The sequence below is a fragment of the Stenotrophomonas sp. P2112 genome (assembly GCF_041897515.1).
Classification (GTDB): Bacteria; Pseudomonadota; Gammaproteobacteria; order Xanthomonadales; family Xanthomonadaceae; genus Stenotrophomonas; species Stenotrophomonas sepilia.
Map to the genome: position 1 here is coordinate 933,114 of NZ_CP169216.1, position 24,132 is coordinate 957,245.

A 24,132-nucleotide genomic window follows, 5' to 3' on the forward strand; every position below is an offset into this window, starting at 1 on the left:
TGCGGTGCTCAGCGGCGGTCCAGGTCCGGGTCCTGCACGCCCTGCCGGCGCAGCTCCAGCACTGTCGGGGTGATCGATTCGATGCGCGCGTCAACCCGCGCGCGGCCGATGTAATCCAGCGCCGGGTTGCGCTTGAGCGCCTGCAGCTGCATCAGCGCCTGTTCTGGCCGCCCGCTGAGGAAGGCGGCCTCGGCATAGGCCTCGCTGGCGCGCACGCTGTCGCCAGCCAACTCGCTGGCGCGGGCGAAACGCTGCTGGAAGACCGGATCGTTACCGCTTTGCGACAGCAGGGGGCGCAACATTGCCTGCGCACGCTGGCCGGCTTCGCGGCTGCCTTGTTCGTTCAGGATCTCGGCATAGGTCAGTGCCACCGGGCGGCTGTTGGGGTGTTCGCGCAGCAGCTGCTCGAAGCGGCTGTTGGCCTGGGCCGCCTGGCCTGCGCGCGACTCCGCCTCGCCCAGGCCCAGCGCCAGCCACAGGTTGCCGGGGTGGCTCTGCAGCAGGCCGGCCAGGGTCTGCCGGGCCTGGCCGGCACCGGCACGGCCACCGCGCATCACCGCCAGCGCCTGGCCGTAGCGCTGCGCATCGTTTAGGCCGTCCTTCTGCCGCTTGGCCAGGTCGGCGTACTCGCGCTCCAGCTCGGGGGGGGAGTCCGCGCTGAGCACGCGCAGGCGCTCACGCGCCCACTCGAAGTCACCGCTGGCGCCACGGTTGAGCTGGCCGATCGGCAGGCGCAGCACACTGCCGGGCAGCAGCGGGTTGTTGCCGCGCAACAGCGGCTCGCCCAGGCTGGGATCTGCCGGGTCCACCCGCTCCTTGCGCTCGCCGGTGGGGGTGCTGGTGGTGAGCAGCACCGTATCCTTCTTCATCTGCTCGGCGCGGGCTTTGGCCTCGCTGATGCGGGTGATGTTGACCGGGTGGGTGCGCAGGAACTCGGGCACGCTGTAGCCGCCTTCGTTGCCGCGCATGGCTGCCGACATCCGCTCGAAAAAGCCGGCCATGGCATCCACGTCGTAGCCGCTGCGCGACAGGGTGCGGATGCCCAGGCGGTCGGCCTCGGACTCGTTGGAGCGGGTGTAGTTGATCTGCCGCTGCTGCATCAGGCCCATGCCCGAGCTGATCGCGGCCATCGTCGCGTTGCCGGACGACGTGCTGTTGCTGGCCTGGGCGGCCACTACCGCCGCCAGCATGCCCAGCAGGATCGGGATCTGGTCGCGCTGGGCGCGCTCGACACCGCGCAGCACGTGCTGCTGGGTGACGTGGGCGATTTCGTGGGACAGCACCGCAGCGACCTCGTCCTCGCGCTCGGCGGTCAGCACCAGTCCGGCATTGACCCCGATGTAGCCGCCCAGCGTGGCGAACGCGTTGATCTGGCGGTCGTTCATCACGAAGAAGGTGTACGGCTGCCGCGGCTGGTCACTGTTGGAGCCGAGCCGGGTACCCATGGTCTGCAGCCAGTCGTTGACCAGCGGATCTTCCAGCAGGTAGCCGTAGTTGCGTAGCTCGCGCAGCATCATCGCGCCGTACTCGGCCTGGCGGGCCGGGGTCAGCAGCTCGCCGGCCGAAGAGCCGATGTCGGGCAGCTTCTCCTGGGCCTGGGCAAGCGGCATGGCCAGGGCCAGGGTGACGGCAGTAGTCAGCAGCAGGGCTCGCAAGCAGAAGGTCCTCGGGCGGGGCGCGCCAAGCGTGGCAGGGCGGGGGGCAACCATTCGTTAATCCACAGTGTTGCGGCCGTGGCGTGGAAATTCCAGCGCACCGGTACCATATGTAGACCGTCGATCCATCGTGGAGTTTCCCGTGACAGCCCAGACCGCCGGCGGTGCCCCCGCCATCACCATCTATTCCACTGCCGTCTGCCCGTATTGCGTGGCCGCCAAGAACTTCCTAAAGAGCAAGGGCCAGCAGTGGACCGAGGTCCGCATTGACCTGGACCCGGCCGAGCGCGAGAAGATGATGGCGCTGACCCGCCGCACCAGCGTGCCGCAGATCTTCGTCGGCGACGTCCATGTCGGCGGCTACGACGACATGATGGCCCTGCACCGTGAAGGCAAGCTCGAGCCGCTGCTGGCCGGGCAGGGCCAGGCATGAGCGCGGCCGACGACGGCAGCAAGGACCGCATCGCCGAGTTCACCGAGTTCCGCAAGCGCATGAACGAGCGCATCCTGGGCGAACCGAACCAGGTGGTGCGCCGCTTCTTCGCGCTGGATACGCAGACCTACCAGGCCGGCGCGCTGGACGTGAAGACCAAGGAGCTGCTGGGCCTGGTGGCCTCGATGGTGCTGCGCTGCGACGACTGCATCAGCTACCACGTGGCCCAGTGCAAGGACGCCGGGGTGACCCGCGAGGAGTTCTTCGAGACCTTCTCGGTCGGCCTGGTGGTGGGCGGCTCCATCGTGATCCCGCACCTGCGCCGCGCGGTCGACTTCCTCGACCAGCTCGAAGGCGGCGCCGCCGCGCCAGCCGCGCACGAGCACTGAGGATCGTGCCGGCCGCGGGCCGGCATCGCCTGAACCCGGCATGGCCGGGGTTGCCGGCCAGCGGCCGGCACTACCGCACCCGCGAGGGGCCTTCCCCACGATCCAACAGCCCAGGAGCTCCTTCTTGTTGAAGGGGCGCGCCGACAGGCGGGGGTAGAGGAGGGATGCGCGGGCAATTCTGCCTGAGCCGGGGACTGGGACCATGGTCTATTTGGGACCTCGGCCCCGGCTCAGGCATAATTGCCGGTGAAACTTCCTTTGCGCCGGCGTTTCCGGGCACGTCCGGACGGCGTTTTTCCCCCTGTTCGGAACATCGATCAATGACGCAGAAAATTACGGTCATCCGCGGCGACGGCATTGGCCCGGAAATCATGGACGCCACCCTGTTCGTGCTCGACCAGCTCAAGACTGGCCTGGAGTACGAAGACGCCGACGCCGGCCTGGTGGCCCTGGAAAAGCACGGCGACCTGATGCCGGCGGTGACCCTGGAATCGATCGCGCGCAACAAGGTCGCGCTGAAGAGCCCGCTGACCACCCCGGTCGGCGGTGGCTTCACCTCGATCAACGTCAGCCTGCGCCGTCACTTCGACCTGTACGCCAACGTGCGTCCGGCCCACACCTTCCCGAACACCAAGTCGCGTTTCGACAACGTCGACCTGATCACCGTCCGTGAGAACACCGAAGGTGCCTACCTGGCCGAAGGCCAGGAAGTGTCGGCCGATGGCGAGACCGCCTTCTCCGGCACCCGCATCACCCGCAAGGGCTCCGAGCGCATCGTGCGCTACGCCTTCGAGCTGGCCAAGAGCACCGGCCGCAAGAAGGTCACCGCCGTGCACAAGGCCAACATCATCAAGTCGACCTCGGGCCTGTTCCTGAATGTCGCCCGTGAAGTCGCCGCGCAGTACCCGGACATCGAGTTCCAGGAAATGATCGTCGACAACTGCTGCATGCAGCTGGTGATGCGTCCGGAACAGTTCGATGTGATCGTCACCACCAACCTGTTCGGCGACATCATCTCCGACCTGTGCGCCGGCCTGGTCGGCGGCCTGGGCCTGGCTCCGGGTGCCAACATCGGCAAGGACGCGGCGATCTTCGAAGCCGTGCACGGCACCGCGCCGGACATCGCCGGCCAGGGCAAGGCCAATCCGTGTGCGCTGCTGCTGGCGGCCGCGCAGATGCTGGACCACATCGGCCAGCCGGAGAATGCCGAGCGCCTGCGCAAGGCCATCGTGGCGACCATGGAAGCCAAGGACTCGCTGACCGGCGACCTGGGTGGCACCGGTACCACCATGAGCTTTGCCCAGGCCATCGCCAGCCGCCTGTAAGCGGCCGGCCGACCTCGGTTGGATCCACAGCGGGGCGCCTTCGGGCGCCCCGTTGCGTTGTGGGCTGGCTCGGTAGATCCACGCCATGCGTGGATGACGGGGCCCCTACGGTCCGCAGCCACCCATGGGGTGCCTCTACAGGGGATTTTCTGTGCGTGTATCGCACAGATCATGTGCCGCTGGGCGGCTGGTTCGTGCGTAATGTGATCGGCATCCTGTGCCCACTTCCCAATGCACCGGAGCTTGAACATGAACCTCACCGCCTTCGGCCTGGCCAGCCTGATCGGCATGACCGCCACCCTCCCGCTTGCTGCTGCCGAGCCGGCCCATCCCACCATCCGCCATATGGCGGGTGCGCCGGTCGCGACCTCGCTGGATGCGGCGAAGACTGCCGTGCTGGTGATCGACTTCCAGAACGAGTACTTCGATGCCAAGGCTGTACCGGGCTTTGTGGGTGGCCGCATGGTCATTCCCGATGGCGAGGCCGCACTGCGCCAGGCCAGGCGGGTAGTCGAATTCGCCGATGCCCACGGCATCCGCGTGATCCATGTCCAGCACGTGCTGCCGGCCGGCGCACCCCTGTTCGCGCAGGGCAGCGTCAATGCCGCCTTCCATCGCGACCTGCAGCCGCGCCAGGGCGAGACCGTGGTGCAGAAGGACAATGTCAGCGTGTTCGCCGGCGCGTCCGCCGCGGTGCTCGACCCGATGCTGAAGAACGCCGGCATCGACACCCTGATCGTCACCGGCCTGCAGACCCACGCCTGCGTGGCCGGTGCTGCGCGCGACGCGGCAGCGGCTCCGCGCGGCTACCGGGTGATCGTCTCGTCCGATGCCAGCGCCAGCCGCGATCTGGATCTGGCCGGCGGCCGTCGCATCGGCCATCGCGCGCTGCATGAGGCCTCGCTGGCGCAGATCGAAGACGCCTTCGGCGATGTCATGAGCACCGACGCGATCCTCGCGCTGCCGGTACGCAAGGCCGGTGACGGCGCTTGATAAGCTGGCGGGGCCCGCATGCCGTGGGCCCCGCCACGTGGAGCTGCCCGCCGATGGATCACTTCGCCGCCCTGCGTGCGCTGCGCGCCATCGTTGACGCGGGCAGTTTCACTGCCGCCGCCGAGCGCCTGGGGACCACCCACTCGGCGATGTCGCGGCAACTGCGGCAGCTGGAAGAGCACCTGCAGGTACGCCTGCTCGATCGCAACAGCCGTCGGCTGTCATTGACCGAGGCCGGGCGCGATTACTACCGCGAGGCGGCAACGCTGCTGGACCGCCTGCAGGAGGCGGATGATCGTGCTCGCGCCGGGCAGGCGCAGCCCAGCGGCAGCGTGCGGATCAGCGTGCCGCAGGTGGTGGCCAGCCAGGAGCTGCCCCACTGGCTGCCCTCGTTCCTGCAGCGTTACCCGCAGGTCACGCTGGACCTGTCGGCGGATGATCAGGTGGTGGATGTGGTCGGTGGTGGTTTCGACCTGGCGCTGCGCATTGCAGCTTCATTGCCGGACAGCCAACTGGTTGCGCGCGAGCTGGCCAGCTGCCCGCGCATCCTGGTCGCCGCACCGGTCTACCTGGCGCGCCATGGCCTGCCACGGCACGCTGTGGATCTGGAGCAGCACACGCTGCTGGGTTTCAGTCCCACGCCGTCAATGCCGCCCTGGCGGTTGCTGGGACCGCGCGGCGCCAGCGTGAGCGTTGAAGCCGGGCAGCGCCTGCGCGTGGATGCCACGCCCGCGCTGTACGCCGCCGCGCTGGCCGGAATGGGCATCAGCCTGTTCACCGCGCTGACCGTGCAGGAGGATCTGCGCGCCGGTCGTCTGATCCGCGTGCTGCCGGCCTGGCATGCCGGCCAGCGGCGCTACTTCGCGTTGTACCCGCATGCACGTGCGCTCGCGCCCAAGGTGCGAGCGCTGGTCGAACACCTTGCGGCGCACTACGCTGCACAGGCTGGCGTGGCTGGCTAGCCGGGAAATGCAGCCACGCGTTACAAAGAGAAAAGGGCGCCCCGAAGGCGCCCTTTGTCGTTCATGGCTCTGCCTGGTTCAGCGCTGCTGGATCTTCGACAGCAGGCGCAGGAACTCCACATACAGCCAGACCAGGGTCACCATCAGGCCGAATGCGCCATACCACTCCATGTACTTGGGCGCGCGCTGGGCCACGCCGGTCTCGATGAAATCGAAGTCCAGCACCAGGTTCAGCGCGGCCACGACCACCACGAAGAGGCTGAAGGCAATGCCCAGCCAGCTGGAGTCGTGGATCACCGGCACGTTGATGTTGAAGAAGCCCAGCACGAACGAGGCCAGGTAGAGCAGGGCGATGCCGCCGGTGGCGGCCACCACGCCCATCTTGAAGTTCTCGGTGGCCTTGATCAGGCCGCTGCGGTATGCGAACAGCAGGGCGGCCAGGGTGCCGAAGGTCAGCAGCACCGCCTGGAACACGATGCCCGGGTACTTCATGTTGAACAGGGCCGACACGGCGCCCAGGAACAGGCCTTCGACCAGTGCGTACATCGGCGCGGTGACCGGCGACCATTCCTTCTTGAAGATGGTGATCAATGCCAGCACCAGGCCGCCGATCGCGCCACCGATGGCGTACAGGCTCGCGCTGCCGGAAATCTGGCCGTACTCGTCGACCGCCTGGCTCCAGGCGAACGCCGCGGTCAGCACGGTCAACAGCAGCAGGATGCCGGTCTTGTTGGCGGTGCCGTTGAGGGTCATGGCCTGGTCGGGGCTGGTCACTACCGAGCCACTGGCGAGGTCGAGGAAAGTCGACTCGGAAAGAGCCGGGTTGCCGCTGCGCATGCGTGTTCTCCGTGCGAATGAAGGTCGGGACGGCCATCCGGCCGATGGGCGTCAGCATAGCCGATGACTGCTTTCGGCGTTGTGGCAGGCCCGGGATCTGTGCATCCTTCGTTGACAGTTCCCAACGCGCTTGGCGACAATGACCAACTCCCCGGGCCCAACCCGAGGGGATTGCAAGACCGGGGTATAGCGCAGTCTGGTAGCGCGCCTGCTTTGGGAGCAGGATGTCGGGGGTTCGAATCCCTCTACCCCGACCAATCCCACGCCACGTCGGATTGGACACCGTTCCGGTTCGGGCGCCCGTAGCTCAACTGGATAGAGCACCGGCCTTCTAAGCCGGCGGTTACAGGTTCGATTCCTGTCGGGCGCGCCATTGGCGAGCACCGGGATCGCATCGACGGATGTGAAGAAGTGCTTGCAAAAGCGCAAGGACTCCACCAGAATATCGGACTCGCTTCGGCGGACCGCAGCTTCGGTGACAGTCCCCAGGCAATGTTCAAGGTTCCAGCGTCAGTGATATCGGCGATGGAGCGAAAGTTTCAGTGGTGGCTGTAGCTCAGTTGGTTAGAGTACCGGATTGTGATTCCGGTGGTCGGGGGTTCGAATCCCCTCAGCCACCCCACTGATTCAACCGCATCGGCGCAGCCGAAACGGTATTGCAATAAACAGAAGGCACGCTACAATGTGCGTCTGAGTTTCACGGGCCGTTAGCTCAGTTGGTAGAGCAGTTGACTCTTAATCAATAGGTCCAAGGTTCGAATCCTTGACGGCCCACCAAGACAGAAGCCACCTGGTACGCCAGGTGGCTTTTTTCTTATAGGTGTGACTCCCATCGTTCCGATGGATCACGCGTTGCAGAACCCGTTTGGCGTGGATCTGCAGCAGGAGCGGGCCCCGCAGTGCTGGTTTCAACCACGTTGAAAAAAGTGCTTGCACCCACCGAGCGGATCGGGTCATAATTCGCGCCCCGATTTCGGGCTGTTAGCTCAGTTGGTAGAGCAGTTGACTCTTAATCAATAGGTCCAAGGTTCGAATCCTTGACAGCCCACCAGACAAAAGCCACTTGGTCCGCCAAGTGGCTTTTTTCTTGACTGTTCGCTGAGGGGCATCTGCAGATGCCAGCGGTGCTGGCTGGAGTGGAGCCCCCTTGAGTCAAGGGGGCACGGCGAAGCCGCGGGGATGTGGCGGCTGATGAAGTGGGGCCCGCGCTTTGCCGCGCAAAGCGTGGGGCTGCGGCGCGAATGCGCGGCAGCTTCCCACTTGGTCCGCCAAGTGGCTTTTTTCTTGCCTGTTCGCTGGGGGGCATTTCATCCGCGCATGGCGTGGATCGACTGAAGCAATGCTGAAATCAGGGTCATACGCGTCATCAGTGTTATCAATGCTGTGCGCTGCATCTCACCGCATCGCATCCTGCATCGCACCCAATGGATCTTCCGCGCCGACGGCGCATGCACGAAGGACGATGTTGATGGCTCATATCAATCGATTGCACCGCACGCTGTGGGTTTCCTTCGCGTTGCTGGCACTGGCGGCTTGCGCGCCCGCCGACGATCCCGCGCAGACCGTCGAACGCGATGCTGGCACTGAAAGTGCTCCTGCACGCCCGGTCGGTGAGGCCATGCAGATGCAGCCGGCTCAGCCGGCAGAGCGGGAGGCCCTGCCCGATGCGGTGGACGTGCAGCGCAATGCGGATGGTTCGGTGGATGTGCGCAAGGCCACGCCGGAGTCGGCGGCCCTGCGGCGCACCGGCGACGGGGGCGTGGAGATCCGCGAGGTGGATCCTGCAGCCGGGCAGGGTGCCGATACGGCGTCGGCCAAGGCCAGGCCGCAGCAGTGAACCCCGCCACCCCGGATGAGCTTGCGCTCGCCGGGGTGGTTCAACGCGCGGGCTGCGCACAATTGCCATGTTCAGTTTTGTGCAGGCCTTCCGCTTCCCGTCATCGCCTGCGACAATGAACACCTGCGCCGGCCACGCGAAAGTGGCGGAATTGGTAGACGCCCTGGATTTAGGTTCCAGTGCCGCAAGGCGTGGGGGTTCGAGTCCCCCCTTTCGCACCAGTGCCGGCCTGTCCCCGCCCTGATAGGGCCATCTGCGCCCCCCTTGACCGGCACGCGCTGGCAGTGCAAGCCGAATTGGGCGAAACTAAAGGGCTGCGGCAAGCAGGCGCGTCCCAGACGTCGCGTCCTTACAACCGTTTCATCCCAATCATCGAGCCGGGGGCCTGGGCCACCGGTGGCAGGAGTCAACATGCAAGCTTCGATCGAATCCACCGGCAACCTGGAACGCCGCCTGAGCTTCTCGCTGCCGGAAGAGCGTCTGCAGAGCCACATCGTCGGCCGCCTCGGCGAAATCGCCCGTACCACCCGCATCAAGGGTTTCCGCCCGGGCAAGGTGCCGGCCAAGGTGATCGAGCAGCGCTTCGGCGCGCAGGTCCGTGGCGAGGCGCTGGACGGCCTGCTGCGCGAAACCTTCGATGCAGCCGTGCGCGAGCACGACCTGCGCATCGTCGGCAGCCCGCGCATCGACAAGGGCGACGAGGGTGAGTTCTCCTTCGTCGCCACCGTGGAAGTGGTGCCGGACTTCGGCGACATCGACGTCAGCAAGCTGACCGTCGTGCGCCATACCGCCGAGATCACCGACGCCGACATCGACCAGATGATCGAGAACCTGCAGAACCAGCGCCGTACCTGGGCCCCGGTCAGCCGTGGCGCGCAGGACGGTGACCTGGTCGCGGTGGAAACCTGGTCGCAGGCCGGCGAAGAGCGCCTGCCGGCCGAGGGCACCGAGAAGGGTTCGATCGTGCTCGGCCAGGGCATGATGTTCGACACCATCGAGAAGGGCCTGGTCGGCCTGGCCAAGGGCGAAGAGAAGACCCTGGACGTCGAGTTCCCGGCTGACTGGCGCGTGCCGGTGCTGGCCGGCAAGACCGTGCAGGTCACCGTCAAGGTCACCGAGGTCTCCGAGCCGGTCGTGCCGGCGGTCGACGAAGCCTTCATCAAGAGCTTCGGCGTGAAGGGCGGCGATGTGGAGCAGTTCCGCAGCGACATCCGCGCCAACCTGGAGCGCGAGCTGAAGGGTGCGTTGATGAACCGCCTGCGCCGCGAAGTGGGCGAGCAGCTGATCGCGGCCTACTCCTCGGTCGAAATGCCGCCGCGCCTGGTCGAAAACGAAGCCCGCGCCATGCTGGCCCAGCAGGTCGAGCAGCTGCGCCGCAACGGCCAGAACGTCGGCGAGATCCCGGCCGATGCCCACGAAGGCTTCAAGGACGCTGCCGCCAAGCGCGTGCTGGTCGGCCTGCTGGTCGGTGAAGTGGCCCGCATCAACGACCTGCGCCTGGAAGCCAAGCGCCTGAATGAAACGATGCGTCTGATCGCTTCGACCTACGAAGAGCCGGAGCAGGTCATTGAGATGTACCGCAACGACCCCCAGTTGATGTCTGGCCTGCAGAACCGTGTGATGGAAGAGCAGGTGATCGACTGGATCGCCGAGCGTGCCCAGCACACCGAAGAGAAGCTGTCGTTCCAGGACGCGATCCGCCAGTAAGCCCGGGCGGATCACCGGATGCCCCGCGCCTTTGCCGGCGCGGGGTTGTTGCCCCCCAAGATAGGTACCTCACGTAATGGACAACCGAACCAAAGCCCTGAACCTGGTTCCGATGGTGGTCGAGCAGACCAGCCGCGGCGAGCGTGCCTACGACATCTATTCGCGCCTGTTGAAGGAGCGCCTGATCTTCCTCGTGGGTCCGATCGACGATCACATGGCCAACGTGGTGGTGGCGCAGCTGCTGTTCCTTGAATCGGAAAACCCGGAAAAGGACATCAACATCTACATCAACTCGCCGGGTGGCGTGGTCACCGCCGGCATGGCGATCTACGACACCATGCAGTACATCAAGCCGAATGTGAGCACCACCTGCATCGGCCAGGCCGCCTCGATGGGCGCCCTGCTGCTGGCCGCGGGCGAAGCCGGCAAGCGCTATGCGCTGCCGAACTCGCGCGTGATGATCCATCAGCCGCTGGGTGGCTACCAGGGCCAGGCCACCGACATCGACATCCACGCGCGCGAGATCCTGACCCTGCGTTCGCGCCTGAACGAGGTGCTGGCCAAGCACACCGGCCAGTCGCTGGAGACGATCGCCCGTGATACCGAGCGCGACAACTTCAAGAGCGCCTTCGAGGCGCAGGCCTACGGTCTGGTCGATCAGGTCCTGGAGCGTCGTCCGGATGAGTCGATCCAGGCCGGCTGACCGGCCTTCACGGGGCCAGGGAGGCCTCGTTCCTGCAGGGTCGGGTGGGACTGGTGTCCCCTCGGCCCTGTGCTATTCTCGAATCGAACCCCCGTTCAGCGGGGGGGGTAACTGGGTAAGCGAAGCATGAGCGAAGACCGCCAAGGTCGTTCCACGGACACCGGCAAGATCCTCTACTGCTCTTTCTGCGGCAAGAGCCAGCATGAAGTGCGCAAGCTGATTGCGGGTCCGAGCGTGTTCATCTGCGATGAGTGCGTGGAGCTGTGCAACGACATCATCCGTGAGGAACTTGAGGAAAAGGCGCAGTCGGCGCGCAGTTCGCTGCCCAAGCCGCGCGAGATCCTCGAGGTCCTCGACCAGTACGTGATCGGCCAGAACCGTGCCAAGCGCACGCTGGCAGTGGCCGTGTACAACCACTACAAGCGCATCGAGAGCCGGCAGAAGAACGACGACGTCGAACTGGCGAAGTCGAACATCCTGCTGGTCGGCCCGACCGGTTCGGGCAAGACGCTGCTGGCCGAGACCCTGGCCCGCCTGCTCAACGTGCCGTTCACCATGGCCGACGCCACCACGCTGACCGAAGCCGGTTACGTGGGCGAGGACGTGGAGAACATCATCCAGAAGCTGCTGCAGAAGTGCGACTACGACGTCGAGAAGGCGCAGCAGGGCATCGTCTACATCGATGAAATCGACAAGATCTCGCGCAAGAGCGAGAACCCGTCGATCACCCGCGACGTGTCCGGCGAAGGCGTGCAGCAGGCCCTGCTGAAGCTGATCGAAGGCACCGTGGCCAGCGTTCCGCCGCAGGGCGGCCGCAAGCACCCGCAGCAGGAATTCCTGCAGGTGGACACCAAGAACATCCTGTTCATCTGCGGCGGCGCGTTCGCCGGGCTGGACAAGGTGATCCAGGCGCGTTCCACCGACGTCGGCAGCATCGGCTTCGGCGCCAAGGTGAAGAGCAGCGAGCGCAAGCAGGAAGTGGGCAAGGTGCTGGCGGAAGTCGAGCCGGAAGACCTGATCAAGTTCGGCCTGATTCCCGAGTTCGTCGGCCGCCTGCCGGTGGTCGCGACCCTGGAGGAGCTGGACGAGCCGGCCCTGATCAAGATCCTGACCGAGCCGAAGAACGCCATCACCAAGCAGTTCAAGAAGCTGTTCGAGATGGAGAACGTCGAGCTGGAGTTCCGTCCGGACGCTTTGTCGGCCATCGCCAGGAAGGCGCTCAAGCGCAAGACCGGCGCCCGTGGCCTGCGCACCATCGTCGAATCGGTCCTGCTGGACACCATGTATGACCTGCCGTCGCAGGAGAACGTCAGCAAGGTGGTCGTGGACGAATCGGTGATCGAGCACAAGTCCGAGCCGTACCTGATCTACCAGACCCCGGCGGCCCCTGAACAGAAGGCCGCAGGCGCCGAGTGATCCTTCCAGGTTGTTGATTGGAAAGGATTTTAAAGGAATGCCTTGCATCTGAAAGCCGATGGCCCCATAACGGGGCCATCGGCTTTTTTTGTCTCCGGAAGATGCCCTCCCGGAGGCGGTTTTCCCCCTTCCCTGGAGCCCCCATGGCCCGTTCCCCAAGTGAAACCCTCGACCTGCCGGTCCTGCCGCTGCGCGACGTAGTGGTGTTCCCGCACATGGTCATCCCGCTGTTCGTCGGCCGTGACAAGTCCATGCACGCGCTCGAACAGGCAATGGAGGCGGACAAGCGCATCCTGCTGCTGGCGCAGAAGTCGGCCGAGACCGACGACCCGCATGCGGCCGACCTCTACCAGGTCGGCACGCTGGCGCAGGTGCTGCAGCTGCTGAAGCTGCCCGACGGCACCATCAAGGTGCTGGTTGAAGGCCTGTCGCGCGTGCAGGTCACCCACGTCGACGAGCGCGACGGCTCGCTGCATGGCCAGGCCGTGGAGATCGACGCCACCGACGAGCGCGAGGCGCGCGAGGTCGAGGCGATTGCCCGCTCGCTGATGTCGCTGTTCGAGCAGTACGTGAAGACCAACCGCAAGCTGCCGCCGGAGCTGCTGCAGACGCTGTCGGGCATCGATGAGCCGGCGCGCCTGGCCGACACCATCGCTGCGCACATCAGCGTGCGCCTGGCCGACAAGCAGCGCCTGCTGGAAACGCTGGCCGTCGGTGACCGCCTGGAGATGCTGGTCGGCCTGGTCGACGGCGAGATCGACGTGCAGCAGATGGAGAAGCGCATCCGCGGCCGCGTGAAGTCGCAGATGGAGAAGAGCCAGCGCGAGTACTACCTCAACGAACAGATGAAGGCCATCCAGAAGGAACTGGGTGACCTGGACGACGCGCCGGGCGAGCTGGAAGAACTGGCCCGCAAGATTGCCGAGGCCGGCATGCCGAAGGCGGTTGAAGCCAAGGCGCGCAACGAACTGAACAAGCTCAAGCAGATGTCGCCGATGTCGGCCGAAGCCGCCGTCGTGCGCAACTACCTGGAGTGGCTGCTGGGCGTGCCGTGGAAGAAGCGCAGCAAGGTGCGCAAGGACCTGAAGGTCGCGCAGGATACGCTCGATGCCGACCACTACGGCCTGGAGAAGGTCAAGGAGCGCATCCTTGAATACCTGGCGGTGCAGTCGCGCGTGAAGCAGATGAAGGGCCCGATCCTGTGCCTGGTCGGGCCGCCGGGCGTGGGCAAGACCTCGCTGGGCCAGTCCATTGCCAAGGCCACCAACCGCAAGTTCGTGCGCATGTCGCTGGGCGGCGTTCGCGACGAGGCCGAAATCCGTGGCCACCGCCGTACCTACGTCGGTTCCATGCCGGGCCGCATCGTGCAGAACCTCAACAAGGTCGGCAGCAAGAACCCGCTGTTCGTGCTCGACGAGATCGACAAGATGTCGATGGACTTCCGTGGCGATCCGTCTTCGGCGCTGCTGGAAGTGCTCGATCCGGAGCAGAACAACGCGTTCAACGACCACTACCTGGAAGTGGACCTGGACCTGTCCGAAGTGATGTTCGTGGCCACCTCGAACTCGCTCAACATTCCCGGCCCGCTGCTGGACCGCATGGAAGTGATCCGCATCCCCGGCTACACCGAGGACGAGAAGCTCAACATTGCGACCCGCTACCTGGTGCCGAAGCAGGTCAAGGCCAACGGCCTGCAGCCGGAAGAACTGGAAATCGGCAGTGACGCCATCCAGGACATCGTGCGCTACTACACGCGCGAATCGGGCGTGCGCAACCTGGAACGCGAGATCGCCAAGATCTGCCGCAAGGTGGTGAAGGAAATCGCGTTGGCCGGCCCGCAGCCGGTGAAGGCGAAGAAGGGTGCGAGGAAGTCCAAGGCGCTGGTCAGCGTGTCCAGCAAGAACCTGGACAAGTACCTGGGCGTGCGTCGCTTCGACTTCGGACGTGCCGAGGAAGAGAACGAGATCGGCCTGGTCACCGGCCTGGCCTGGACCGAGGTCGGCGGCGACCTGCTGCAGATCGAATCGACCCTGGTGCCGGGCAAGGGCCAGCTGATCCTGACCGGCCAGCTCGGCAACGTGATGAAGGAGTCGGCTTCGGCGGCACTGTCGGTGGTGCGTTCGCGCGCCGTGGGCTTTGGCATCGACAGCGACTTCCTGCAGAAGCACGACGTACACCTGCACGTGCCCGATGGCGCCACGCCGAAGGATGGCCCGAGTGCCGGCGCGGCGATGGTCACCTCGCTGGTGTCGATGCTGACCAGGGTGCCGGTGCGCGCCGATGTGGCGATGACCGGCGAGATCACCCTGCGTGGTCGCGTCACTGCCATCGGTGGCCTGAAGGAGAAGCTGCTGGCTGCACTGCGTGGCGGCATCCGCACGGTCATCATCCCGGAAGAGAACCGCAAGGACCTGGCCGACATCCCGGCCAACGTCACCCGCGATCTGAAGATCGTGCCGGTGAAGTACATCGAAGAAGTCCTGGACCTGGCGCTGGAGCGTCCGTTGGCACCGAAGAAGGCGCGCAAGAGTGCGCAGCGTGTCACGGTGCGCAGCAAGGCCAAACCGAGTGGAAACGCGCGCGTCAAGCATTGACGCGCGCTGTCCAATGGCCCGAAACCCGCGTCGTTGCTGGCTTTCCAGCTTGCGTGGGGGTAGGGCCACTGGTATAAAAGCAGCACTCGCGAATGAGTGATCGCAGTCTGGTGATCGCTGGAATTCGGCGAACCGTTTCCACATGGCGGCCGCATGCAGATGGCGTGCGGTTGCTTCCCTGTCGAATAAGCGGAACCCACCGCCAAAGGAGTTGTAGAGAATGAACAAGACCGAATTGATCGATGCCGTTGCTGAAGCTGCCGACCTGACCAAGGCAGAGTCCAGCCGCGCTGTCGATGCCGTCGTTGCTGCCATCACCAAGGCGCTGAAGGACGGCGATGCGGTCACCCTGGTTGGCTTCGGTACCTTCCAGGTCCGCGACCGTGCTGCCCGCACCGGCCGCAACCCGAAGACCGGCGACACCATCAAGATCGCTGCTTCGAAGAATCCGTCGTTCAAGGCTGGCAAGGCCCTGAAGGATGCTGTAAACTAAGCGGCTCGCTGGGGTGCTTAGCTCAGCGGTAGAGCGTCTCCTTTACACGGAGAGGGTCGGGGGTTCGAAACCCTCAGCACCCACCACAGCACCGCGGTAAAAGTTTGAGTGTGGAGCGGTAGTTCAGCTGGTTAGAATGCTGGCCTGTCACGCCGGAGGTCGCGGGTTCGAGTCCCGTCCGCTCCGCCATTCAACGAGGCCTCCGGCCAAAAGCTGGAGGCTTTGTTTTCTCCCCGGTCCAGGCCGGCTGAAAGCAAAAAGGTAACAACGCGGAGCGGTAGTTCAGCTGGTTAGAATGCTGGCCTGTCACGCCGGAGGTCGCGGGTTCGAGTCCCGTCCGCTCCGCCAGTACATCGAGGCCCCCGGTTCAAGGCTGGGGGCCTTGTCTTCTCACCGAGAGGTTCGGGAGGAAGGCGAAAAGTCTTTGCAAGAACGGAGCGGTAGTTCAGCTGGTTAGAATGCTGGCCTGTCACGCCGGAGGTCGCGGGTTCGAGTCCCGTCCGCTCCGCCATTGCAGACTTCTTAAGTCCCTGTGAAAAAACTTTGAAAAAAGTGTTCATCGGGCTGGGTTTCCAGCGAGTCTTCGGATATACTGGGCACCTGCAAAGTTCAAGCGCGGAGCGGTAGTTCAGCTGGTTAGAATGCTGGCCTGTCACGCCGGAGGTCGCGGGTTCGAGTCCCGTCCGCTCCGCCAACTCTAAAAGCCCTCGGCGCAAGCCGGGGGCTTTTTCTTTGCGCCAGGATGGAGTTGGCCGATGCACTGATGGTGCGTGCCTGCGCAAGTGGGCGCAGGCCGCGTCGGTGCTGCTTTTGGTCCCTGCGGCGAAGCGGGTTACACTGCCGGGCTCGCCAATCAGGCCTTGTGATTCCTCACCATGCTGCAGAAACTCCGCGACAAGACCTCAGGCTGGATCGTCACCGTGATCCTGGGGCTGCTGATGATTCCGTTCCTGTTCGTGATCGACAACAGCTACCTCGGTGGCGTTGGCGCACAGAACGTGGCCAAGGTTTCCGCGCCGCCCACCTGGTGGCGTTCGGCGCCGTCGTGGTGGCCGGTGCGCATGCTGTGGCAGCACCATGAGATCAGCTCGCAGGATTTCCGCACGCGTTTCGAGCAGGAGCGCATGCGTGAGCGCCAGCAGCAGGGCGACAACTTCGACCCGCGCGCGTTCGAGAGCACCGAGAACAAGATGGCCGTGCTCGATCAGCTGATCGACGAACAGGTCGTGCGCCTGGTCGGTGAACAGGCGGGCGTGGTGATCGGCGACGGCGCTGTGCGCGAATACATCGCGACCATGCCGGCGTTCCTCGATTCGAACGGCAAGTTCAACGAGAACAACTACCGGCTGGCATTGGCCGGTGGCAATCCGCCGCGTACCCCGACCCAGTTCCAGGAACTGGTGCGTGAGAGCCTGCAGCAGTCGGTGATCCCATCGGGCCTGCAGAGCTCCGGCTTCGTCACCCAGGCCGAGACCGAGCGCCTGTTGAAGCTGCTGGGCGAAACCCGCGACGTCGAGCTGGCCGCGTTGCCGCCCGTACCGGCCGATACCGCGCCGGTCACCGATGATCAGATCAAGCAGTGGTACGACAGCCACGGCAAGGATTTCCGCCAGGCCGAGAGCGTGTCGCTGGAGTACGTCGAGATCAACGGTGCGAACCTGCCGGCACCGGTCCCGGCCGATGAAGCGACCCTGCGCAAGCGCTATGAAGAGGAAAAGGCAAAGTTCACCTCGCCGGAGCAGCGCCAGGCCTCGCACATCCTGATCACCGGTGACGGCGCCGAAGCCAAGGCGAACAGGATCGCTGCCGAAGCCAAGGCGGCCGGTGCCGACTTCGCTGCGCTGGCCAAGGCCAATTCGGAAGATCCGGGCTCCAAGGACCAGGGCGGTGAGCTGGGTTGGGTCGAGCGCGGTGCGATGGTCAAGCCGTTCGAGGACGCGCTGTTTGCGGCCAAGGCCGGTGACGTGATCGGCCCGGTCAAGACCGAGTTCGGTTACCACATCATCAAGGTGGCCGCTGTGCGCGGTGGCCAGGGCAAGTCGTTCGAGGAAGTGCGTGACACCCTGGCTGCCGAGCAGCTGAAGGCCGACGGCGAGCGCGGCTTCAACGAACTGGCCGGTCGCCTGGTCGATGCCATCAACAAGAGCCCGAGCGACCTGGCGGCCGCCGCCAAGGAAGTGAACCTGCCGCTGCAGACCCTGGGCCCGATCACCCGCGCGACCGCCAGCGGCATCGCCGCTGACCCGGCCGTGCTGCGTGCCGCCTTCTCCGACGTGCTGGTGCAGGACGGTACCGCCAGTGACCCGATCGCCCTGGGCGGCGCGACCAACCACAGCGTGGTCATCCGTGTGGCTGCACACACCCCGGAACAGGCCCTGCCGCTGGACAAGGCCCGTGACCAGGTGATCGCTGCGATCCGTGCTGATCGCCAGCGCCAGGCCAGCGACAAGGCGGCCGATGCCATCCTGGCCAAGCTGAAGGCGGGCGCCACCCTGCAGTCGCTGGCCGCCAGCGAGAAGCTGCAGCTGAGCCCGATGCCGGGCCTGCCGCGCAGCCAGCCGGTGCCGACCCCGGAAATCAACCGCGCGATCTTCAGTGCGCCGGTGCCGGCTGAAGGCAAGCCGAGCTATGGCAAGGTCGACGTCAATGGCCACGCGCTGCTGTTCGCGGTGAACAAGGTCAATCCGGGCGACATCAAGGAAGTGACTGCAGAGCAGCAGAAGCAGCTGAAGGAACAGCTGAGCCAGATCGACGGCATGGCCGCAGCCAAGGCCTACATCGAAGCGATGCGCAAGAAGTTCATGATCCAGACCACCGAAGCGAACCTGTAAGCCTCGCGGCGGCACCCATGAGAGAGGCCCGGCAATGCCGGGCCTTTTTTGTGCCTGCCGATGCGTAGCGTCGAGCCATGCTCGACTGCGCCTGCTGGGCGCAGGCATGAAAAAAGCCGAGCGTGGGCTCGGCTCTCCAGAACAAAGGGGCGGGCAGGGCGCGGCGGTGCCGCGCCGGACTCAGTCCTCCACGCGCAGCACGGCGCCCGGCTTCAGCACGCTGCTGCCGCTCAGGCCGTTCAGCGACAGTAGCGCCTTGACCGGCATGCCATAGCGGCGGGCGATGGTCCAGGCCGATTCACCATCCCGCACGGTGTGGCGACGACTGCGCGGACGATCGGCGATCGCGGCCACGGTCTTGGCGACCTGTGGCGCTGGCGAGGCGGCGGCAACAGGTACGCTACTGGCCACCAGTGCGGTGGCGGTGTCCGCCACGGTCGCGCTGGCGGCCGAGACCGGCGCCAGCACGCGGGTGGTGCCGGACGAGACGCGCCCACCGCCCGCCAGGGCGGGGTTGAGGCGGACGATCCTGGCCGGGTCCAGGGCACGCTGTGCGGCCCACTGCTGGACGCTGGTGCCGGCGGGCAGGGTGTGGTCCTTCAGTACGGGCACGGTCCGGTCCAGCGAGGCCATGACACCTGGCTGGTCTTCCACATCTTCCAGCACGCAGGCCAGGGCATGCAGCTTCTCGACGTAGGCATGGGTGACCGGCGACAGGCCGGGCAGCGCCGAGGGCTTGGCGTTCTGCGCGTTCATGCCGGCCTTGCGCATCGATTGCAGCACGCGGTACTCGCCGGCGTTGTAGGCCATGGTGGCCAGGCGCCAGTCGCCGCCGAACATGCCGTGCAGGGTCTTCAGGTAGCGCACTGCGGCCTGTGTGGAATCGACCGCCGACAGGCGCCCGTCGTAGCCGTTGGCCATGGGCACGCGGTGATTGCGCGCAGTGGTGGCGATGAACTGCCACAGGCCGGTCGGGCCGCTGCCATTGCGTGCATTGGGCCGGTAACCGCTTTCCACGAACGGAATCAGCGCGAACTCGGTAGGCAGGTTGGCCTTGCGCAGCTCTTCGACCACATAGCCGAACAGCACCAGTGCATCGTCATCCTGGTTGGCCAGGCGCGACGGGGCGTGGGCGAACTGCTTCTGCCAGCGCGGGCTGGTGGCCTCGGCATTGCAGGTGGGCTCGGCCAGGCCGTCGCGGAAGCTGGAGAAGATCTCCTGGCCGTTGCGGACCGACGCGGCCGGCAACGCGGCCGGATCCAGCGGCAGGGCCGCGGCGGCGGTCAGGTTCTGGCCGATGCCAGCGCCCAGCGACTGGGCGCCGGCGGTTCCGGCCAGCCCCAGGACCAGGCCCAGGGCCAGCGGCAGACTTCGGCGCATCATGCGCGGAAGCCGTCTTTCCAGTGCCGGAGACCGGCCATCACGTCGACGTCGTCAACGACGTCACGGCCCAGGTGCGCCGACACCGACGCGCGGATCGGCGCAGTGTGCACACGCAGGAACGGATTGCAGTCGAATTCGCTGGCCAGGGTTACCGGCAGGGTGGAACGGTCATCGCGGCGCATGGCCAAAGCCTCCTCTTGGCGCTGCCGCAAGGCAGCGTTGGCGGGGTCGACATGCCGCGCGAAGACGGCATTTGACACGGTGTACTCATGAGCGCAACAAAGCAGCAGTTGCGCGGGCAAGGTACCCAGCTTGCGCATCGATGCCAGCAGCTGGGACGGCGTACCTTCGAACAGGCGTCCACAGCCCAGGCTGAACAACGAATCTCCGCTGAAAAGATGTTCAGCAGTGTGAAACGCGATGTGGCTGCGGGTATGCCCGGGCACGGATAGTACGTGGAACGCCTGACCCAGTGCCTGAACGCGTTCACCTTCGCCGACCCGTTCGGTTGCCGTGGGGATGCGCTCCTCGACGGGTGCGATCACCCGGACTCCAGGAAAACGTGCCTGCAGCACCGGCACGCCACCGATGTGGTCATCGTGATGATGGGTGAGCAGGATCGTGTCCACGCGCAGGCCCTGATCGGCGAGCGCAAGCACCGGCGCGGCATCGCCGGGATCGACGACCACGGCGTTACCGTCGTCGTCGATCAAGGTCCAGATGTAGTTGTCCGCAAATGCGGGCAGGGCAGTCAGTCGCATAGAATTGGACCATGCCCGCGCTGCAGAGCACCCGTCAAGCGAGCCAGACCCCGTGGTTCGACAGCGAACCGGCGGAAGCCCTGCGCGTTCTGGAGCGGCAACTGCTGCTGCCGCAGCTGTCGTTGCTGCCGGTGCAGCCCTGGCTGTGGATCGCGCCTAGTGCCGCATGGCTGGACGATGCGCAGCTTGGCGGGCGCGGCCTGCGCCTGTACCGGCAGGGGCACGGCTATGCCGGCGACACCCGCTGTGCGTTGCCGCTGCCGCTGGCCAATGAAAGCATCAATGCGGTCGTGTTGCAGCATGTCACCGCAGCTGACGCTGATCGGTTGCTCGATGAGTGCGAGCGCGTGCTGATGCCGGGCGGCCATCTGTGGCTGAGCAGCCTCAACCCGTTCAGCCCTTACCGCACGCACTGGCGCCAGCACGGGCTGGTGGTGCGCACGCCGCAGCGGATCCGCCTGCTGCTCGGCCGCCACGGGCTGGAGTGCGACGATATGCGTTTCCTCGGCCCGCTCTGGCGCGGCGCCGGCAGCCGTCGCCCGGGCGGTTGGTCGCCACTGCGCGCGGCCTGCCTGTTCCATGCTGAAAAGCGAACGCTGGCCCTGCCCGGGCCGAAACCGTTGCCGGTGCGTTGGCACGGCACCGTTGCTACCTGATCTGGAGTTGTATTGAAAACCATTGAAATCCACACCGACGGCTCCTGCCTTGGCAATCCTGGCCCCGGCGGCTGGGCTGCATTGCTGCGCTACAAGGGCCACGAGCGTGAACTGAGCGGCGGCGAAGCGCACACCACCAACAACCGGATGGAGCTGATGGCGGCCATTTCCGGCCTGGAAACGCTGACCGAGCCGTGCAACATCGTGCTCTATACCGATTCGCAGTACGTGCGGCAGGGTCTGACCCAATGGATGCCCGGCTGGATCCGCAAGAACTGGAAGACCGCCGGCGGCGACCCGGTGAAGAACCGCGAGTTGTGGGAGCGCCTGCATGCGGCGACGCTGCGGCACCAGATCGATTGGCGCTGGGTGAAGGGCCACTCCGGTGACCCGGACAACGAGCGGGTGGATACCCTGGCGCGCAACGCGGCCATCCAGATCCGTGACGCCAGCCCGGTAAACTGAGTCCATGCGCCAGATCATCCTCGATACCGAAACCACCGGCCTGGAATGGAAGAAGGGCAACCGCATCGTTGAAATCGGCTGCGTGGAGCTGTTCAAGCGCCGCCCGACCGGCAACAACTACCACCAGTACATCAAGCCGGACTGCGAATTCGAACAGGGCGCGCAGGAAGTCACCGGCCTGACCCTGGAGTTCCTGGCTGACAAGCCGGACTTCGCGCAGATCGCCGATGAGTTCCTGGCTTTCATCGATGGCGCCGAGCTGATCATCCACAACGCGGCGTTCGACCTGGGCTTCCTCGACAACGAGCTGTCGTTGCTGGGCCCGCAGTATGGAAAGATCACCGATCGCTGCACGGTGATCGATACCCTGGTGATGGCGCGCGAGCGCTTCCCGGGCCAGCGTAATTCGCTGGATGCGCTGTGCAAGCGCCTGGGCGTGGACAATTCGCACCGTGCGCTGCATGGCGGCCTGCTCGACGCGCAGATCCTGGGCGACGTCTATATCGCGCTGACCTCGGGCCAGGAAGAGATCGGCTTCGGCATGGGCGACGATGACGGTGGTGGCGCCGGTGCCGCGCTGCAGGCCTTCGATACCAGCAAACTGCTGCCGCGCCCACGCGTGGTGGCCACTCCGTCTGAACTGGAAGCGCACAGCGCGCGTCTGGAACGACTGCGCAAGAAGGCCGGCTACGCCTTGTGGGATGGCCCGAAGGTGGAAGAGCCCGCCAGCGCGTAATGCCTGGCATGGGGTACTGCCGGACGCTGGCCGGCAGTGCCGTATCCACGCATGGCGTGGATCTGCCGCTTAATGGCAGCGCACCAGGATCACGCTGATGTTGTCGCGGCCACCGCCGTCGAGCGCGGCCGCGACCAGCGTGTCCACGCATTCCTGCGCGCTGGCATCGTCGAAGGCGAGGGTGCGGGCGATGCTGCGGTCGTCCACTTCCTCGGTCAGGCCGTCACTGCACAGCAGCAGCTGCATGCCCGGGCGCAGCTCACCGCTGGTGGTGGCCACGTTCAGATGCGCCGGGTCGGTCACGCCCAGCGCCTGGGTGACCACGTTGCGATGTGGATGCGCACGCGCCTGTTCGGCCGTCAGGTTGCCCTGCGCGACCAGTTCCTGCACCACGCTGTGGTCCTGGCTGAGCTGGGCCAGCTGGCCGTCACGCCACAGATAGGCGCGGCTGTCACCGACCCATGCCACTTCATAGCGATTGCCCTGCACGCGTGCGGCGACCACGGTGGTGCCCATCGGCAGGGTGTCGTTGCGCCGGCGCGAGGCGCGGATGATCTCTTCGTCAGCGGTGCGGATGGCCTGGGCCAGCGGCGCGCCACGGCGGATCTCGCGCACGATGGTTTCGCGCGCCAGCGCGCTGGCCACCTCGCCGCAGGCGTGGCCACCCATGCCATCGGCCACCAGCCACAGGGCCAGCTCGCTGTCACCGTAGTAGGTGTCTTCGTTGAGCTCGCGGCGCAGGCCGGGGTGAGTGAGGTGTCCGAATTCGATCATGGGGTGCGGGGGCGGGGTATTGCTGGGGAGACAGGCATCATCGGGGGGCTGCAGGCATCCGGCAAGGCATGCACTCAGGAAATTTTCACTTCGTTGACCGGAATGACTTGTCGCCGGCCTCACTTCCTCGTATGATGCGCGTCCCCGGTCCGCCGGGGACCACCCGGAGAGGTGGCAGAGTGGTTGAATGTACCTGACTCGAAATCAGGCAGGCGTTTATAGCGCCTCGGGGGTTCGAATCCCCCCCTCTCCGCCAGATAAAGAAAAAGGGCTGCCGAAAGGCGGCCCTTTTTCTTTATCTGGCGCGGGACGCGACGCGCTTTGCGCGTCGCCCCAAACGTTGCCGTGCAACGTTCGGGCCCCTCCCTTTGCCGGCCTCTCTCCGCCCCTGTCGGGGCAGCCCCTCAACAGAGGGGCTTGTTTCTCCAGATGCATCCGTAGATCCACGTCATGCGTGGATGGACAGCGCGAGTTGCGCTGTAGTGACCATGTCCTGATCTGGCGCGGGACGCGACGCGCTTTGCGCGTCTCCCCAAACGTTGCCGTGCAACGTTCGGGCCCCTCCCTTTGCCGGCCTCTCCCCGCCCCTGTCGGGGCAGCCCCTCAACAGAGGGGCTTGTTCCAGCAGATGCATCAGTAAATCCACGCCATGGGTGGATGCACTTGCTGCAGGGCTGGACCATCCACGCGCGGCGTGGCTCTACCTGAACTGTCCCATCGCCAGTCGCGGGTTAAACTGCACACATCACTTGCTGGAGCTTTCCCCGATGACCGCTGAAATCCTCGTCCCCGTGTCCTTCGGCGAGCTGCTGGACAAGATCTCGATCCTGCAGATCAAGTCCGAGCGCATCAGCGACGAGGGCAAGCTGGCCAATGTGCGCAGGGAGCTGTCGGCGCTGGAGCAGACCTGGATGGCACACCCGGCTGCGGTGAAGGACATCGCCAAGCTGCGTGCCGAGCTGAAGGCGGTCAACGAGCAGCTGTGGGACATCGAGGACGACATCCGCCTGAAGGAGAAGGCGCAGGCGTTCGACCAGGGCTTCATCGACCTGGCGCGCAGTGTCTACCTGCGCAACGACGAGCGCGCGCGCATCAAGAAGGCGATCAACCTGGCGCTGGGTTCGGCGTACGTGGAAGAGAAGTCCTATCAGGATTACGCGCAGCGCACGTGATCCCGGGCAG

General features: G+C 65.6%; 21 protein-coding genes and 12 tRNA genes. 28 read left to right on the plus strand and 5 right to left on the minus strand.

Going from position 1 to position 24,132, the window contains the following annotated elements; translation table 11 throughout:
• Positions 1-8 precede the first annotated feature (8 nt).
• On the minus strand, positions 9-1,709 hold the full coding sequence (locus ACEPA4_RS04315) for a M48 family metalloprotease (protein ID WP_196769529.1): 1,701 nt from the start codon (positions 1,707-1,709) through the stop codon (positions 9-11).
• Between the two features lie 88 nt (positions 1,710-1,797).
• On the opposite strand from ACEPA4_RS04315, the gene grxC reads away from it, so the two are divergent.
• The 5 genes from grxC to ACEPA4_RS04340 all read left to right on the plus strand — a co-directional run bounded on the left by grxC (position 1,798) and on the right by ACEPA4_RS04340 (position 5,757).
• On the plus strand, positions 1,798-2,088 hold the full coding sequence (gene grxC / locus ACEPA4_RS04320) for a glutaredoxin 3 (protein ID WP_004154541.1): 291 nt from the start codon (positions 1,798-1,800) through the stop codon (positions 2,086-2,088).
• Positions 2,085-2,477, plus strand: a complete 393-nt coding sequence (locus ACEPA4_RS04325) for a carboxymuconolactone decarboxylase family protein (protein WP_004154542.1) — start codon at positions 2,085-2,087, stop codon at positions 2,475-2,477. Before grxC ends, ACEPA4_RS04325 begins: the two co-directional genes overlap by 4 nt.
• Positions 2,478-2,797: 320 nt before the next feature.
• Positions 2,798-3,802 carry an isocitrate dehydrogenase gene (locus ACEPA4_RS04330; protein ID WP_033835461.1) on the plus strand — a complete coding sequence of 335 codons (1,005 nt, stop codon included), beginning with the start codon at positions 2,798-2,800 and terminating at the stop codon, positions 3,800-3,802.
• A 249-nt stretch (positions 3,803-4,051) separates the two neighbouring features.
• The gene (locus ACEPA4_RS04335; protein ID WP_235649463.1) at positions 4,052-4,795 is read left to right on the plus strand and encodes a cysteine hydrolase family protein; all 744 of its coding nucleotides are present in this window, start codon (positions 4,052-4,054) and stop codon (positions 4,793-4,795) included.
• A 53-nt stretch (positions 4,796-4,848) separates the two neighbouring features.
• A complete protein-coding gene (locus ACEPA4_RS04340) occupies positions 4,849-5,757 on the plus strand; it encodes a LysR family transcriptional regulator (protein WP_065179772.1) in 909 nt (302 codons plus the stop codon).
• A 78-nt stretch (positions 5,758-5,835) separates the two neighbouring features.
• Here ACEPA4_RS04340 and ACEPA4_RS04345 read toward each other — a convergent pair whose 3' ends face one another.
• The gene (locus tag ACEPA4_RS04345) at positions 5,836-6,594 is read right to left on the minus strand and encodes a Bax inhibitor-1/YccA family protein (protein WP_005415466.1); all 759 of its coding nucleotides are present in this window, start codon (positions 6,592-6,594) and stop codon (positions 5,836-5,838) included.
• A gap of 180 nt (positions 6,595-6,774) precedes the next feature.
• Here ACEPA4_RS04345 and ACEPA4_RS04350 point away from each other — a divergent pair.
• The 18 genes from ACEPA4_RS04350 (at position 6,775) to ACEPA4_RS04435 (ending at position 18,175) form a co-directional block, all read left to right on the plus strand.
• Positions 6,775-6,851, plus strand: a tRNA-Pro gene (locus ACEPA4_RS04350).
• Between the two features lie 39 nt (positions 6,852-6,890).
• Positions 6,891-6,967: transfer RNA gene (locus tag ACEPA4_RS04355), tRNA-Arg, on the plus strand.
• Between the two features lie 172 nt (positions 6,968-7,139).
• A tRNA-His gene (locus tag ACEPA4_RS04360) sits at positions 7,140-7,216 on the plus strand.
• A 79-nt stretch (positions 7,217-7,295) separates the two neighbouring features.
• Positions 7,296-7,371: transfer RNA gene (locus ACEPA4_RS04365), tRNA-Lys, on the plus strand.
• Positions 7,372-7,569: 198 nt separating this feature from the next.
• A tRNA-Lys gene (locus ACEPA4_RS04370) sits at positions 7,570-7,645 on the plus strand.
• 417 nt (positions 7,646-8,062) lie between these two features.
• Positions 8,063-8,431, plus strand: a complete 369-nt coding sequence (locus ACEPA4_RS04375; protein WP_053500976.1) for a hypothetical protein — start codon at positions 8,063-8,065, stop codon at positions 8,429-8,431.
• 136 nt (positions 8,432-8,567) lie between these two features.
• Positions 8,568-8,652 (plus strand) — tRNA-Leu (locus ACEPA4_RS04380).
• A gap of 190 nt (positions 8,653-8,842) precedes the next feature.
• The gene (gene tig / locus ACEPA4_RS04385) at positions 8,843-10,138 is read left to right on the plus strand and encodes a trigger factor (RefSeq protein ID WP_005415468.1); all 1,296 of its coding nucleotides are present in this window, start codon (positions 8,843-8,845) and stop codon (positions 10,136-10,138) included.
• A gap of 76 nt (positions 10,139-10,214) precedes the next feature.
• Entirely contained in the window at positions 10,215-10,841 is a 627-nt protein-coding gene (gene clpP / locus ACEPA4_RS04390) for an ATP-dependent Clp endopeptidase proteolytic subunit ClpP (protein WP_004146318.1), read from the plus strand.
• Positions 10,842-10,967: 126 nt separating this feature from the next.
• Positions 10,968-12,257, plus strand: a complete 1,290-nt coding sequence (clpX, locus tag ACEPA4_RS04395; RefSeq protein ID WP_004154600.1) for an ATP-dependent Clp protease ATP-binding subunit ClpX — start codon at positions 10,968-10,970, stop codon at positions 12,255-12,257.
• A 143-nt stretch (positions 12,258-12,400) separates the two neighbouring features.
• On the plus strand, positions 12,401-14,851 hold the full coding sequence (lon, locus tag ACEPA4_RS04400) for an endopeptidase La (RefSeq protein WP_111202295.1): 2,451 nt from the start codon (positions 12,401-12,403) through the stop codon (positions 14,849-14,851).
• Positions 14,852-15,071: 220 nt separating this feature from the next.
• Entirely contained in the window at positions 15,072-15,344 is a 273-nt protein-coding gene (locus ACEPA4_RS04405; RefSeq protein ID WP_005408270.1) for an HU family DNA-binding protein, read from the plus strand.
• Positions 15,345-15,355: 11 nt separating this feature from the next.
• Positions 15,356-15,430 (plus strand) — tRNA-Val (locus ACEPA4_RS04410).
• 26 nt (positions 15,431-15,456) lie between these two features.
• Positions 15,457-15,533: transfer RNA gene (locus ACEPA4_RS04415), tRNA-Asp, on the plus strand.
• 82 nt (positions 15,534-15,615) lie between these two features.
• Positions 15,616-15,692: transfer RNA gene (locus ACEPA4_RS04420), tRNA-Asp, on the plus strand.
• An 86-nt stretch (positions 15,693-15,778) separates the two neighbouring features.
• Positions 15,779-15,855, plus strand: a tRNA-Asp gene (locus ACEPA4_RS04425).
• Between the two features lie 106 nt (positions 15,856-15,961).
• Positions 15,962-16,038 (plus strand) — tRNA-Asp (locus tag ACEPA4_RS04430).
• A 181-nt stretch (positions 16,039-16,219) separates the two neighbouring features.
• Positions 16,220-18,175, plus strand: a complete 1,956-nt coding sequence (locus ACEPA4_RS04435; protein WP_164093288.1) for a peptidyl-prolyl cis-trans isomerase — start codon at positions 16,220-16,222, stop codon at positions 18,173-18,175.
• Between the two features lie 180 nt (positions 18,176-18,355).
• Here ACEPA4_RS04435 and ACEPA4_RS04440 read toward each other — a convergent pair whose 3' ends face one another.
• Together ACEPA4_RS04440 and gloB are read right to left on the minus strand one after the other, a co-directional pair.
• Positions 18,356-19,558: a lytic transglycosylase domain-containing protein gene (locus ACEPA4_RS04440; protein ID WP_065185795.1), complete on the minus strand. Its 1,203-nt coding sequence runs from the start codon at positions 19,556-19,558 to the stop codon at positions 18,356-18,358.
• Complete coding sequence (gene gloB / locus ACEPA4_RS04445) at positions 19,555-20,319, minus strand: hydroxyacylglutathione hydrolase (protein ID WP_065177986.1); 765 nt, start codon at positions 20,317-20,319, stop codon at positions 19,555-19,557. The genes ACEPA4_RS04440 and gloB overlap by 4 nt, the downstream gene beginning before the upstream one ends.
• Before the next feature lie 11 nt (positions 20,320-20,330).
• Between gloB and ACEPA4_RS04450 the strand changes: the two genes are divergently transcribed.
• From ACEPA4_RS04450 to dnaQ, 3 genes are read left to right on the plus strand one after another with little or no spacing between them, the layout of a single operon-like run.
• Complete coding sequence (locus tag ACEPA4_RS04450; RefSeq protein WP_164093287.1) at positions 20,331-20,975, plus strand: methyltransferase domain-containing protein; 645 nt, start codon at positions 20,331-20,333, stop codon at positions 20,973-20,975.
• A gap of 12 nt (positions 20,976-20,987) precedes the next feature.
• A complete protein-coding gene (gene rnhA / locus ACEPA4_RS04455; protein WP_005408275.1) occupies positions 20,988-21,440 on the plus strand; it encodes a ribonuclease HI in 453 nt (150 codons plus the stop codon).
• Between the two features lie 4 nt (positions 21,441-21,444).
• On the plus strand, positions 21,445-22,176 hold the full coding sequence (gene dnaQ, locus ACEPA4_RS04460) for a DNA polymerase III subunit epsilon (RefSeq protein ID WP_005415480.1): 732 nt from the start codon (positions 21,445-21,447) through the stop codon (positions 22,174-22,176).
• Positions 22,177-22,245: 69 nt separating this feature from the next.
• Here dnaQ and ACEPA4_RS04465 read toward each other — a convergent pair whose 3' ends face one another.
• Positions 22,246-22,950 carry a PP2C family serine/threonine-protein phosphatase gene (locus tag ACEPA4_RS04465; protein ID WP_005415481.1) on the minus strand — a complete coding sequence of 235 codons (705 nt, stop codon included), beginning with the start codon at positions 22,948-22,950 and terminating at the stop codon, positions 22,246-22,248.
• Between the two features lie 165 nt (positions 22,951-23,115).
• On the opposite strand from ACEPA4_RS04465, the gene ACEPA4_RS04470 reads away from it, so the two are divergent.
• Positions 23,116-23,206 (plus strand) — tRNA-Ser (locus ACEPA4_RS04470).
• Between the two features lie 511 nt (positions 23,207-23,717).
• Positions 23,718-24,122, plus strand: a complete 405-nt coding sequence (locus ACEPA4_RS04475; RefSeq protein WP_005415482.1) for a DUF6165 family protein — start codon at positions 23,718-23,720, stop codon at positions 24,120-24,122.
• The last annotated feature ends 10 nt before the right edge of the window (positions 24,123-24,132 follow it).

What these genes read in the sequence shown, in the direction of transcription:
- lon (WP_111202295.1), top strand. Translation starts at nt 12,401, where the DNA reads ATGGCCCGTTCCCCAAGTGAAACCCTCGACCTGCCGGTCCTGCCGCTG.
- ACEPA4_RS04440 (WP_065185795.1), bottom strand. Translation starts at nt 19,558, where the DNA reads ATGATGCGCCGAAGTCTGCCGCTGGCCCTGGGCCTGGTCCTGGGGCTG.
- ACEPA4_RS04340 (WP_065179772.1), top strand. Translation starts at nt 4,849, where the DNA reads ATGGATCACTTCGCCGCCCTGCGTGCGCTGCGCGCCATCGTTGACGCG.
- ACEPA4_RS04345 (WP_005415466.1), bottom strand. Translation starts at nt 6,594, where the DNA reads ATGCGCAGCGGCAACCCGGCTCTTTCCGAGTCGACTTTCCTCGACCTC.
- dnaQ (WP_005415480.1), top strand. Translation starts at nt 21,445, where the DNA reads ATGCGCCAGATCATCCTCGATACCGAAACCACCGGCCTGGAATGGAAG.
- ACEPA4_RS04335 (WP_235649463.1), top strand. Translation starts at nt 4,052, where the DNA reads ATGAACCTCACCGCCTTCGGCCTGGCCAGCCTGATCGGCATGACCGCC.
- clpX (WP_004154600.1), top strand. Translation starts at nt 10,968, where the DNA reads ATGAGCGAAGACCGCCAAGGTCGTTCCACGGACACCGGCAAGATCCTC.
- tig (WP_005415468.1), top strand. Translation starts at nt 8,843, where the DNA reads ATGCAAGCTTCGATCGAATCCACCGGCAACCTGGAACGCCGCCTGAGC.
- ACEPA4_RS04325 (WP_004154542.1), top strand. Translation starts at nt 2,085, where the DNA reads ATGAGCGCGGCCGACGACGGCAGCAAGGACCGCATCGCCGAGTTCACC.
- ACEPA4_RS04450 (WP_164093287.1), top strand. Translation starts at nt 20,331, where the DNA reads ATGCCCGCGCTGCAGAGCACCCGTCAAGCGAGCCAGACCCCGTGGTTC.
- gloB (WP_065177986.1), bottom strand. Translation starts at nt 20,319, where the DNA reads ATGCGACTGACTGCCCTGCCCGCATTTGCGGACAACTACATCTGGACC.
- ACEPA4_RS04375 (WP_053500976.1), top strand. Translation starts at nt 8,063, where the DNA reads ATGGCTCATATCAATCGATTGCACCGCACGCTGTGGGTTTCCTTCGCG.
- ACEPA4_RS04435 (WP_164093288.1), top strand. Translation starts at nt 16,220, where the DNA reads ATGCTGCAGAAACTCCGCGACAAGACCTCAGGCTGGATCGTCACCGTG.
- clpP (WP_004146318.1), top strand. Translation starts at nt 10,215, where the DNA reads ATGGACAACCGAACCAAAGCCCTGAACCTGGTTCCGATGGTGGTCGAG.
- ACEPA4_RS04315 (WP_196769529.1), bottom strand. Translation starts at nt 1,709, where the DNA reads ATGGTTGCCCCCCGCCCTGCCACGCTTGGCGCGCCCCGCCCGAGGACC.
- ACEPA4_RS04465 (WP_005415481.1), bottom strand. Translation starts at nt 22,950, where the DNA reads ATGATCGAATTCGGACACCTCACTCACCCCGGCCTGCGCCGCGAGCTC.
- ACEPA4_RS04330 (WP_033835461.1), top strand. Translation starts at nt 2,798, where the DNA reads ATGACGCAGAAAATTACGGTCATCCGCGGCGACGGCATTGGCCCGGAA.
- ACEPA4_RS04405 (WP_005408270.1), top strand. Translation starts at nt 15,072, where the DNA reads ATGAACAAGACCGAATTGATCGATGCCGTTGCTGAAGCTGCCGACCTG.
- ACEPA4_RS04475 (WP_005415482.1), top strand. Translation starts at nt 23,718, where the DNA reads ATGACCGCTGAAATCCTCGTCCCCGTGTCCTTCGGCGAGCTGCTGGAC.